The following is an 11420-nucleotide window of genomic DNA, read 5'->3' on the forward strand; positions in this document are numbered from 1 at the left end:
AACCCGTATATTTGTCATTCGAAACGTATAATTAACAGCATGAAGGAATCTGTTCGTATTCTTCGTTTCGCCATTGTAGGTTCTTCTAACGCTTTGATCACCGCATTGGTAATCTGGATATTAATGGATATTCTGGATTGTAATTACTTGTGGTCGAACATGGCTGGATATGTGGCTGCCTTGGTGAATAACTTCTTTTGGAGTAAATACTGGGTATTTTCTTCCGGGAAAGGTAATTTCTGGAAGGAGATTCCTTTATTCCTAATCGCTTTTGGTTGCGCTTACGCTACTCAATTCATATTCCTGCTTTTAATGGTGGAGGTGATCGATCTAAATGAATATTTGGGTCAGTTCCTTGGACTTTTCGTTTACGGAGCCGTTAATTTTATGATGAATAAGAGGCTTACTTTTAAGAGCTAGAATCCGATAAATCGTATCAAAGGAAGTGGTATAGTACGCCATTAGTGGTGAAGGTCAACGCGACTACTCGCATAAGCCTTCACCACTAATGGCGTTGACCATCGGGACTAGTTGCGTGAGCCATCGAGACATAATCGTGCTGAATCGCTAACGGGTAAGGCTCGTAAACTGCTTCCCGAGTCTGTAAAGATAGAAAGCTAGATGCGTAAAAGCGAATACGAATGAGATAATCAATAAGACTTTGCTCTCGCCCCATCCCACGGTTTGCTGGTGCCAAAGCCCCGTAATCACGCAAAGCACGGATAGGGTAATACCGATCATATCCAATGTGGTCTGTCCCGAGCGATGTTTCTGCATATGTTCCAGTTTGCTATGTTTGATTCCATAGCAGACATATATATCCAGACCGATTAACATCCATAATACCAAACGAATCCATGTATCAGCCGGGAGAAAAAGCATCATCACCAGACAAGTTATGATACCGGCGATAGGCACGAACGGAACCAACGGGGTCTTGAAAGACCGGGGAGCGTCCGGCATTGTCTTACGGACAATCAATACCCCGGCGCAAACTAGCGTAAAAGCGAACAAAGTCCCGATACTACACATCTCGCCCGCTACGCTCGCCGGAACGAAAGCAGCCAATGTACCGACCAATAACATAAACAGGAAATTACTTCGTGCCGGCGTGCGGAATTTCTCATGGATATGGGAAAATAGGGGAGGGAGCAGCCCATCCCGGCTCATACTCAAGAATACACGGCTCTGTCCTAATAACGTTACCATGATAACCGAGCAATACCCCAGTAAAATAGCTATTACGATCGCCCGATTCATCCAAGGGTAATCCGGACGAATCACACCAGAAGCATCCATTTGTCCCATATGATCGATAGCTATTGCCACAGGAGCGATTCCATTCTGGCCAGCAAAAGCGGAGTAATGTACGACTCCGGTCATCACGTGGGCAAACAGCATATATAATATAGTACAAACCACCAATGACATCAAGATCCCGATCGGCATATCCCGTTTCGGGTTCTTGGTTTCCTGCGCTGCCGTACTTACAGCGTCGAAACCGAGGAAAGCAAAGAATACGATAGCCGCCCCTCGTAGGATACCGGAAAATCCGAACTCGCCTAGAGTCCCTGTATTAGTGGGGATATAAGGCGTATAATTCTCCATACGGATATATTTCCATCCCAAGACTACGAACACCAAGACTACGGAGACTTTCAAGAATACGATGATCCCATTGAAGATAGAACTGCCTTCCGTTCCTCGTATCAACAAGATACTCATTAACACCACGATCACGAAAGCCGGGATATTCACGATACCGCCATCCCAAGGGCAAGCTGTCAAGGCTTGCGGTAAATGTACTCCGAATCCTTCCAGAAAAACGACCAAATACCGACTCCAACTTATGCTAACGGTCGTAGCGGCCACGCAGTACTCGAGCACCAAATCCCAACCGATAATCCAAGCGACCAACTCACCCATCGTGGCATACGAGTAGGTATATGCGCTACCTGCCACCGGGATCATGGATGCGAACTCGGCGTAACATAACCCGGCGAAACAACAGCCCAAGGCGGCGATAGCGAAAGATAAAGTAATGGCAGGCCCCGTATACCCGGCGGCCACCGCACCCGTAATGGAGAACAATCCGGCACCGATAATAACACCGACACCTAAGGCGATCAAACTCCACGGGCCAAGGATACGCTTCAGCGATTTACTGCCCGAATCATTTGCCTCGGTCATCAAATCCGCTAAAGGCTTCTTAATAAATAAACCCATCTGTATAGATTAAAAAATTAGTAATTGGGCGCAAAGGTAGGAATTTTTATTATGTTTGCCGAAAAGTAAAAGCAAGGACAGAAACAAACAAGAAAATAAACTGACAACTAAATAATGAAACAATTGATAGCCTGTTGCGGATTAGATTGCGAAAGTTGCGATGCCCGCATAGCCACAGTTAAGAATGATGATGAGCTAAGAGAAAAAACCGCCCAAAAGTGGAGCGCCATGAACAATGCGCCCGAAATTACAGCCGCAACTATAAACTGTATGGGGTGTCGTGCGGACGGAGTGAAATTTGCGTATTGCAGTGATTATTGTGAAATACGCAAATGTGTATCCGGAAAAGGCTTTAATACATGTGGCGATTGTGATGAATTAGATAGTTGCCAGATAGTCGGCGCAGTCCTTCAGCATGCTCCCGGCGCAAGAGAAAATCTAATGTAGAAGCAAAAAAGATAAATCTCTAACATACCCGATCCTAATTCCGTATTGGCAGCCATTCCCAAAGCCATTCAGGGATCAGTCTCCAGAAAAAGACAAGGATAGCGTATCTCCAATCGATGATCGCCCTTCTCTTTTTCCGGTCTATAGCGTTAGCGATACGCAAGGCGGCGTATTGGGGAGACATCAGCATAGGATAATTCCTGCCGTCTTTCAATAAATCCGTACGGACAAATCCCGGACGGATATCCGTAAATGTAATAGGCTGTTTCTCCATACGGGAAAGTTGGGCTAAAGCGTCTATATAAATATTTTGGTATCGTTTGGTAGCCGAGTAGGAGGGAGCGACACCTAATCCTTTGGTTCCGGCAATAGAGCTGATTACAGATATATGCCCACCACCTTGACTGGAAAAATAACGATAAGCAGCTAGTACCATACGTGTAAAACCCGTCACATTCGTCTGTATCGTAGCTTGTTCAATGGAAGTATCTAAGTATTTATTCTGGTTGCCGATCCCTGAACTAAGCAGGAAGATGTCCATTCCTCCTAAATCACGGATTAATTCGTCTAAACGATCAGCGGCATCCTCGGCGGTCACGTCCAACTGCTTTATCCGGATATGCTCCGGATCTTGCTTACGAAACTCCTCCAACCGATCAACCCGACGGCCAGCCAATCCCAGTTGATATCCTCGTTTCCAATAAATCTTAGCAACCTCATAGCCGATACCGGAGGTAGCGCCAATAATGATAATTCGTTTGACCATAATACTTGATACAATAAATTAACAATAAAGATAAACAAAATTCTCATACTAAGCTCTATCTTTGTCACCCATCTTTTAAATTTAACACATAAATCCATGAACAACGCAACAACACAGTCACATATCGTGTGGCTCGATGTAATACGAACCGTAGCTATGCTGATGGTTATCGGAGTACATTGTATAGATCCTTTTTATATCTCACCTACACTCGGAAGTTTACCGGAATATAAACATTGGGCCGCTGTTTACGGCTCTCTTTTACGGCCCTCTGTTCCTCTTTTCGTTATGATGACGGGACTTTTACTATTGCCTATACGGGAACAATCTTTAGGTGTTTTCTATAAAAAGAGAATATATAGGGTATTATTTCCTTTTTTGATATGGTCTGTATTATACAATATATTCCCTTGGGTTACAGGGCTATTAGGTTTGCCGAAAGAGATAATCGGTGAGTTTTTCTGCTATGTGCAAGGAAATGAGTCACAATCCTTATCCGACGCATTGAAAGACATCGCCATGATCCCGTTCAATTTCAGTTTTAAGGAAAACCATATGTGGTACATTTATTTACTCATCGGATTGTATCTGTATATGCCATTCTTCTCCGCATGGATCGAGAAGGCGGATCGTTCCAAAGAGAGGGTCTATTTAGGGATATGGTTCGTATCTCTTTTCTTGCCTTATATGTCTGCCTATATCAGCAAATATTTATACGGGGAAGCGACGTGGAATCAATTCGGCATGTTTTATTATTTCGCAGGATTCAACGGATATCTCCTATTAGGACATTACTTAAAACAAGGTAATAATTGGAATATTTGGAAAACCTTCGCTATTTGCGCAGCCATGTTTGTGGTTGGTTATGCCATAACCTATAGTGGATTCAGTTCGGCCGCAGCGAATCCCAAGGCAACAGAATTGGATATGGAGTTATTTTTCACCTTCTGTAGTCCGAATGTAGTCTTAATGACGGCGGCTGTATTTATTCTTCTTCAAAAGGTACGTATTCATAATACTCTCATAGCTAAAAAACTATCGAAAATATCCAAATATGGTTTCGGAATCTATATCGTACATTACTTTGTCGTAGGTCCGATCTTTATCTTGATCGGGAAGTTTGATTTACCGATACCTTTGCAAGTACCCATAATGGCACTTTTGATTTTCATAATCTCATGGGCGTTTACTTGGTTCATGTACCGTATATTAGGTGAACGAGCTAAATGGATCATGGGATGAAACTCTCTCGTATACTGCAATCCGCCTTGCCGTGTTACTGCACGCCTATTGCAGTAACACGGCTAAAATACCATAAAACTTCTTGCAATCCCCATCTGTTTCGTTATATTTGCTACAATTTATAAACATAAAATAAAACGCTATGTCAGTAAAATCTTATATCGAATCCAATAAGGATCGTTTTCTTGAAGAATTGTTCTCTTTAATCCGCATTCCGTCAATCAGCGCCAAGCATGAGAATAAGCCGGACATGTTGACATGTGCCCAACGTTGGACAGAGGTGCTGCTGTCTTCCGGTGCAGATAAGGCCGAGGTAATGCCTACGAAAGGCAATCCTGTCGTATACGCCGAGAAAATGGTATCTCCCAATGCTCCGACCGTATTGGTTTACGCTCATTACGATGTAATGCCTGCCGAACCACTAGAACTGTGGAAGAGTGAACCTTTCGAGCCGGTGATCCGGGACGGACGCATTTGGGCCCGTGGAGCAGATGATGATAAGGGACAGGGCATGATTCAAGTAAAAGGTTTTGAGACAGCGATTAAAGAAGGTTTGTTACAGTGTAACGTGAAGTTTATTTTCGAAGGAGAGGAGGAGATAGGTTCTCCTAGCTTGGAAGATTTTTGCCGGGAACATAAAGAATTATTGAAAGCGGATGTAATCCTCGTTTCCGATACAAGCATGGTCAGCGCTGAAACACCGTCGCTCACGACAGGCTTACGTGGTTTGGCTTACTGGGAAATAGAAGTAACCGGACCGAACCGCGATTTGCATTCCGGTCATTTTGGCGGAGCCGTAGCGAATCCGATCAATGTACTTTGCAAATTGATGGCAGATATCACCGACGTGGATGGACGCATCACGATCCCGGGTTTTTATGACGACGTGGAGGATGTATCTTCCGCGGAACGGGAGATGATCGCCCAAATCCCATTCGACGAGGAAAAATATAAGAAAGCGATCGGGGTAGACTCTCTTTTCGGAGAGAAAGGCTATTCTACGCTAGAACGTAATAGTTGTCGGCCTTCTTTCGATATCTGTGGTATTTGGGGCGGATATACGGGGGAAGGAAGCAAAACGGTATTGCCTTCAAAGGCTTATGCCAAGGTTTCCACTCGTTTGGTTCCACACCAAGATCATGCCAAGATCTCCCAAATGTTTGAGGAGTATATAACTCGTGTGACTCCACCTTATGTGAAAGTGAAAGTTACGCCCAGCCATGGCGGGCAAGGATATGTTTGTCCGATCGACTCGCCGGCTTATCAAGCGGCAGAAAAGGCTGTTGGCATCGCATTTGGGAAGAAGCCGTTGGCGGTTCGTCGCGGAGGTAGCATTCCTATTATCTCTACATTTGAGCAGATATTAGGTATCAAGACCGTACTGATGGGATTCGGCTTGGAGCAAAACGCGATCCATTCGCCCAACGAGAGTCAGGAGTTGGATATCTTCTTCAAGGGAATCGAGTCGGTAGCGGAATTCTACCGTTTATATAAATAAGAAGGAAGAAGATGAGTATATTAATAAAGAATGTCCTGTTTAACGATAAAACGATTGATATCTATATCGAAGGAAAAGAGATCAAGCAAATAGGAGCGGGGCTGTCCTTTCCTACCGATAAGATACTGGATGGTAGCCGTAAAGCCGTCATTCCCGGTTTCGTGAACGCTCATACGCATGCTGCCATGACTTTGTTCCGCGGCTTTGGCGATGATATGCCGCTTATGCCGTGGCTTGAGCAAAAGATCTGGCCGAATGAGGCGAAAATGACCCGTGAGGATGTATATTGGGGAGCGAAATTAGCGTGTTTGGAAATGATAAAAAGTGGCACGACCACTTTCTTCGACATGTATCAACGCCCTCGTGTCACGGCCGATGTGACGGAAGAGATGGGATTGCGAGGTATCATAGCCGGCGTTTGCTTCGATGGTTTTGATAAAGAAGAGGCGGAGAAATGCAAACGCCATAACGAACGACTGATCCAAGATGTGGATAACTACAGCAAACGGGTTCGCTTCTCGATCGGGCCGCACGCTATCTATACCGTTTCCGGTGAGCTTCTGAAATGGGCGCATCAGTTCGCCATGGAACACCAAATCCCTATCCATCTGCATCTGGCAGAGACAGAGGGGGAAGTGAAAGACTCTCTCGATAGATTCGGACTCACTCCCGTACGTTATTTATATGAGTTAGGTGTGCTTTCTCCACGTTTGATCATCGCTCATGGAATTTACATCGATGATGACGAGCTTCGTATGTTGGCCGATCACGAGGTGAAAGTCGTACATAACCCGGCCTCAAACATGAAACTGGCTTCCGGCATGCATTTTAAGTTCAAGGAAATGCGCCAATTGGGTATTACCGTGGGATTGGGAACGGACGGTTGTTCCTCTTCCAATAACTTGGATATGATCGAGGCGATGAAGCTGGCTTCCCTGTTAGGAAAAGCTTGGCGAAAGGATCCCGAAGCCTTGACCGCAAATGAGATGCTGCAAGCCGCTACTGCGGAAGGAGCCGTTATGTTCGGTTTAAAAGCCGGGCAGATCAAGGAAGGGTATTTAGCCGATCTATGTTTGATAGATCTCAACACCCCCGCTTTTACCCCAAACTTCAATTTCGTCTCAAATCTTGTATACGCCGCCAACGGCAGTTGCGTGGATACCGTTATCTGTGATGGTAAAATATTGATGGAGAATAAGAAGGTACCGGGAGAGGACGAGATTATGGAGAAAGCGGCAGAGATAGCTTATAACTTGATGAAACGTTAAATTGATTAAATATGGAAATGATTAAAACCGAACAATATCGGGAAGCGGCCGCCTATTTAGCTAGCCGGATCGAAGGTAACCCGGAGACCGCCATTATCCTTGGTAGTGGCTTAGGCTCTTTAGCCGATCAAATAATAGACCCTATAGTGATACCTTATGTGGAGATCCCACATTTTATGAAATCTACCGCTACCGGGCATAAGGGGAATTTTATTTGTGGCAAACTAGGGGATAAGCAAGTCTTGGCTATGCAAGGCCGTTTTCATTACTATGAGGGTTACACGATGCAACAGGTGACTTTCCCCGTACGTGTGATGAAACTCTTAGGGATCAAGAACCTTTTGGTCTCGAACGCCGCCGGAGGTATCAATAATACGTTCAAGGTAGGTGATCTGATGATCATCCGGGATCATATCAATATGATGCAGAACCCATTGATCGGTCCGAACAATGAGGATTTTGGCACTCGTTTCCCGGATATGACACGTGCTTATGATCGTGAATTTATCCGCTATGTGGAAGAAATAGCCGCCTCCCGATCTATCCCGTTAAAGAAAGGTGTATATGTAGGTTTGACAGGCCCTTCCTTCGAGACTCCTTCCGAGTACGCTTTCTATGGAAAAGTCGGGGGAGATGCGATCGGCATGAGTACGGTACCGGAAGTAATCGTGGCACGTCATGCGGGCTTGCGTGTATTCGGTATGTCTGTCATCACGAACGAAGGTTATCACTTCGCTGACGACTTTGTAAATGATGGTGCCGATGTTATCGTAGCGGCTAATAAAGCAGCATCTGTTATGACACAACTATTTAGGGAATTGGTCAAAAAAATCTAATAAAAAAGTAGCGCAAAGGCTTGGTGGTTTCAATGAAATCACTACCTTTGCACTCGCAATCGAGAACAAAGCGGTTGCATATGCGGAAGTAGCTCAGTTGGTAGAGCATAACCTTGCCAAGGTTAGGGTCGCGGGTTCGAGTCCCGTCTTCCGCTCTTTCTCGTATTGATTGCCCAGGTGGCGGAATTGGTAGACGCGCTCGTTTCAGGTGCGAGTGGTTTTGCGATCGTGCAGGTTCGAGTCCTGTTCTGGGCACCCTTTCTAAAATGCGCAGGTGGTGGAATTGGTAGACACGCTACTTTGAGGGGGTAGTGCCGGTTACGGCGTGTGAGTTCAAGTCTCATCCTGCGTACTTAAGTAAAAAAAGAAATAAGAGCATGATCTATTCAATTAGGTCATGCTTTTTTTGCGTGTCAAAATGACAGACGAATAAGATGGACGAACATAAAAAAAGCCGGACTCACGCCCGGCTTCTATATTCATAGACAAACTTATTCAGCATCTTTCTTTTTTATCGAAGTCGTGATTTTCTGCTCTTCCTTATCAAAGTCTACGATAATCGTATCGCCTTCACCTACTGAAGCACGGATAATCATCTCCGCCATCTCATCTTCCAGATACTTCTGGATCGCACGCTTCAACGGACGGGCACCGAATTGGACATCGTAGCCTTTTGTGGCAATGAAATCTTTTGCCTCGTCTGTGATCGACAACTCATAGCCCAGATTTGATACACGCTGATACAGACCCTGTAACTCAATATCGATAATCTTATGAATAGCGGCTTTATCAAGCTGATCGAACATAATGATATCATCCACACGGTTCAAGAACTCTGGAGCAAACGCTTTATTCAACGCTTTCTGGATCACGCTACGGGAGAAATCCTTATCCGGCTCACCGGCCATCTGGGTATTGAAACCAACGCCACGACCAAAATCTTTCAATTGCCGGGTACCGATATTGGAAGTCATGATCAAGATCGTATTCTTGAAGTCAATACGTCTACCCAGACTATCCGTCAAACGGCCTTCATCCAAGACTTGCAACAGCAAGTTAAATACATCCGGATGCGCTTTCTCGATCTCGTCCAATAAGACCACCGAATAGGGCTTGCGACGTACTTTCTCCGTTAACTGGCCACCTTCCTCGTAACCAACGTATCCGGGAGGCGCTCCGATCAAACGGGAAACAGCGAATTTCTCCAAGTATTCACTCATATCGATACGTACCAAAGAATCCGCCGAATCAAATAGATATTCAGCAAGCTTCTTGGCCAAGTGAGTCTTACCTACACCCGTCGGTCCTAGGAACATAAAAGTTCCGATCGGCTTATTCGGATCTTTCAAGCCAACACGGTTACGTTGAATTGCCTTTACGATCTTTTGAACAGCATCATCCTGCCCAACCACCTTACTTTTCAATACGTCCGCCATTTCCAGAAGCTTGACATTCTCTGCCTTAGCGATACGTTGAACAGGTACACCGGACATCATGGCAACAACTTCAGCGACCTTCTCTTCATCAACGGTCTCCCGATGTTCTTGAAGCTCTTGTTCCCATTTAGCTTTCGCAGCCTCCAGTTGCAATAAATACTGACGCTCCTTATCGCGGAAACTTGCGGCTAACTCAAAGTTCTGAGATTTCACGGCCGCTAATTTCTCATTCTTCGTATCCTCGATCTTTGCCTCAAGCTCTTCGATACTTTTCGGAACAATGATATTAGATATATGTACACGGGAACCGGCCTCGTCTAAAGCATCGATCGCCTTATCTGGGAAATTACGGTCACTGATATATCTTTCTGTCAATTTTACACACGCTTGTAAAGCATCTTCAGTATAGATCACGTTATGGTGCTCCTCATAACGAGGTTTGATATTACGCAAGATCTGCAAAGTTTCTTCCGCCGTAGTCGGATCAACGATCACTTTCTGGAAACGACGTTCCAACGCACCGTCTTTCTCGATATTCTTACGATATTCATCCAAAGTAGTAGCGCCAATGCATTGAATCTCACCACGAGCCAACGCAGGTTTCAGCATATTCGCCGCATCCATAGATCCGGAAGCGGAACCAGCGCCAACAATCGTATGAATCTCATCGATAAAGAGGATGATATTCGGGTTCTTCGATAACTCATTCAAGATGGCCTTAATACGTTCCTCGAATTGTCCGCGGTATTTTGTACCAGCGACAATAGAAGCCATATCCAAGCTAATCACACGCTTATCGAATAACACCCGGGAAACCTTACGCTGAATAATGCGTAAAGCCAATCCCTCTACGATAGCTGACTTACCCACACCCGGCTCACCAATCAATACCGGATTATTTTTCTTCCTACGGCTTAATATCTGGGCCAAACGCTCAATTTCCTTCTCACGTCCCACAATCGGATCTAGACGGTTTTCTGCGGCGGCACGTGTCATATCCGTTCCGAAGTTATCCAGAACAGGTGTATCATTAGGGGATTTCGGTTGAGCGGCTCCCGCTCCAGTACCGGAAGAGGGGCGAGATGCCTCACGACGAGAAGAGAAACCTTCGTCCTCGTCATCTTCGTCATCATCCGTATATCCGTCGCTGATCTCGTCGAATTCCTCCATATTGTTCAAACCGGTTCCGCTTACTAATATATTATATGCGGAACGATAAGTAATACCCGCATCGTTCAACACCTTGGCAGCAACATTAAACTCCTCTTTCAATATCGCTAATAGAAGATGTTCCGTATCGGTCTCATCTTCCTTGAATAAACGAGATTCCAGCATACTCATACGCAAGACACGTTCTGTAGTCTTACTTATAGCGATCTCATGCTGGACAGAATCCTCAGAATCGAATGTGTTCTTTATTTCTTGCTCAATCTTGCGTTTAATATCCATCGGATCGGTATGTAGCTCTCGCAAGACACGCATTGCCTCGCCTTCGCCTTCCCGGATGATGCCTAGCATCAAATGTTCCGGCCCGATATAGCTATTCTGGAGCCTAGCCGCTTCTTCACGGCTATACTCAATCACGTCAATCAATCTTTTCGAATAATTTTTCATACTATATTATATATGTACTGATTACGCAAAGTTACATAATCTATTCCAACTATCATCAAATTTCGTGCCATTATTCCTTAATAAGCC

9 protein-coding genes and 3 tRNA genes are annotated in these 11420 nt (G+C 45.0%); 9 read left to right on the top strand and 3 right to left on the bottom strand.

Features of this window, described 5'->3' with window-relative positions; genetic code table 11:
- Positions 1-39: 39 nt before the first annotated feature.
- Positions 40-420, top strand: coding sequence for a GtrA family protein (locus HMPREF0999_RS11100; protein ID WP_005856979.1), 381 nt, complete (start codon positions 40-42; stop codon positions 418-420).
- 147 nt (positions 421-567) lie between these two features.
- Here the strand turns inward: HMPREF0999_RS11100 and HMPREF0999_RS11105 are convergent, their stop codons facing one another.
- Positions 568-2226, bottom strand: coding sequence for an amino acid permease (locus HMPREF0999_RS11105; RefSeq protein ID WP_008779877.1), 1659 nt, complete (start codon positions 2224-2226; stop codon positions 568-570).
- A gap of 114 nt (positions 2227-2340) precedes the next feature.
- Here HMPREF0999_RS11105 and HMPREF0999_RS11110 point away from each other — a divergent pair, with 114 nt between their 5' ends.
- Complete coding sequence (locus tag HMPREF0999_RS11110; protein ID WP_008779878.1) at positions 2341-2673, top strand: DUF3795 domain-containing protein; 333 nt, start codon at positions 2341-2343, stop codon at positions 2671-2673.
- Positions 2674-2707: 34 nt separating this feature from the next.
- On the opposite strand, the gene HMPREF0999_RS11115 is transcribed toward HMPREF0999_RS11110, so the two are convergent.
- Positions 2708-3439 carry an SDR family NAD(P)-dependent oxidoreductase gene (locus tag HMPREF0999_RS11115; RefSeq protein WP_008779879.1) on the bottom strand — a complete coding sequence of 244 codons (732 nt, stop codon included), beginning with the start codon at positions 3437-3439 and terminating at the stop codon, positions 2708-2710.
- Positions 3440-3535: 96 nt separating this feature from the next.
- On the opposite strand from HMPREF0999_RS11115, the gene HMPREF0999_RS11120 reads away from it, so the two are divergent.
- From HMPREF0999_RS11120 to HMPREF0999_RS11150, 7 genes are all read left to right on the top strand, one after another.
- Entirely contained in the window at positions 3536-4681 is a 1146-nt protein-coding gene (locus HMPREF0999_RS11120) for an acyltransferase (protein ID WP_008779880.1), read from the top strand.
- A 142-nt stretch (positions 4682-4823) separates the two neighbouring features.
- A complete protein-coding gene (locus tag HMPREF0999_RS11125; RefSeq protein ID WP_009275940.1) occupies positions 4824-6179 on the top strand; it encodes a dipeptidase in 1356 nt (451 codons plus the stop codon).
- An 11-nt stretch (positions 6180-6190) separates the two neighbouring features.
- The gene (locus HMPREF0999_RS11130) at positions 6191-7447 is read left to right on the top strand and encodes an amidohydrolase (RefSeq protein WP_009275941.1); all 1257 of its coding nucleotides are present in this window, start codon (positions 6191-6193) and stop codon (positions 7445-7447) included.
- An 11-nt stretch (positions 7448-7458) separates the two neighbouring features.
- Positions 7459-8283, top strand: a complete 825-nt coding sequence (locus tag HMPREF0999_RS11135) for a purine nucleoside phosphorylase I, inosine and guanosine-specific (RefSeq protein WP_009275942.1) — start codon at positions 7459-7461, stop codon at positions 8281-8283.
- An 82-nt stretch (positions 8284-8365) separates the two neighbouring features.
- Positions 8366-8438: transfer RNA gene (locus tag HMPREF0999_RS11140), tRNA-Gly, on the top strand.
- Positions 8439-8454: 16 nt separating this feature from the next.
- Positions 8455-8538: transfer RNA gene (locus tag HMPREF0999_RS11145), tRNA-Leu, on the top strand.
- Between the two features lie 13 nt (positions 8539-8551).
- Positions 8552-8635: transfer RNA gene (locus HMPREF0999_RS11150), tRNA-Leu, on the top strand.
- A 139-nt stretch (positions 8636-8774) separates the two neighbouring features.
- On the opposite strand, the gene HMPREF0999_RS11155 is transcribed toward HMPREF0999_RS11150, so the two are convergent.
- Positions 8775-11333 carry an ATP-dependent Clp protease ATP-binding subunit gene (locus HMPREF0999_RS11155; protein ID WP_005856963.1) on the bottom strand — a complete coding sequence of 853 codons (2559 nt, stop codon included), beginning with the start codon at positions 11331-11333 and terminating at the stop codon, positions 8775-8777.
- Positions 11334-11420: the final 87 nt, after the last annotated feature.

Source organism: Parabacteroides sp. D25, assembly GCF_000307475.1.
GTDB lineage: Bacteria > Bacteroidota > Bacteroidia > Bacteroidales > Tannerellaceae > Parabacteroides > Parabacteroides distasonis.

Coding starts and splice junctions, on each gene's coding strand:
- HMPREF0999_RS11100 (WP_005856979.1), top strand. CDS start 40: ATGAAGGAATCTGTTCGTATTCTTCGTTTCGCCATTGTAGGTTCTTCT.
- HMPREF0999_RS11105 (WP_008779877.1), bottom strand. CDS start 2,226: ATGGGTTTATTTATTAAGAAGCCTTTAGCGGATTTGATGACCGAGGCA.
- HMPREF0999_RS11110 (WP_008779878.1), top strand. CDS start 2,341: ATGAAACAATTGATAGCCTGTTGCGGATTAGATTGCGAAAGTTGCGAT.
- HMPREF0999_RS11115 (WP_008779879.1), bottom strand. CDS start 3,439: ATGGTCAAACGAATTATCATTATTGGCGCTACCTCCGGTATCGGCTAT.
- HMPREF0999_RS11120 (WP_008779880.1), top strand. CDS start 3,536: ATGAACAACGCAACAACACAGTCACATATCGTGTGGCTCGATGTAATA.
- HMPREF0999_RS11125 (WP_009275940.1), top strand. CDS start 4,824: ATGTCAGTAAAATCTTATATCGAATCCAATAAGGATCGTTTTCTTGAA.
- HMPREF0999_RS11130 (WP_009275941.1), top strand. CDS start 6,191: ATGAGTATATTAATAAAGAATGTCCTGTTTAACGATAAAACGATTGAT.
- HMPREF0999_RS11135 (WP_009275942.1), top strand. CDS start 7,459: ATGGAAATGATTAAAACCGAACAATATCGGGAAGCGGCCGCCTATTTA.
- HMPREF0999_RS11155 (WP_005856963.1), bottom strand. CDS start 11,333: ATGAAAAATTATTCGAAAAGATTGATTGACGTGATTGAGTATAGCCGT.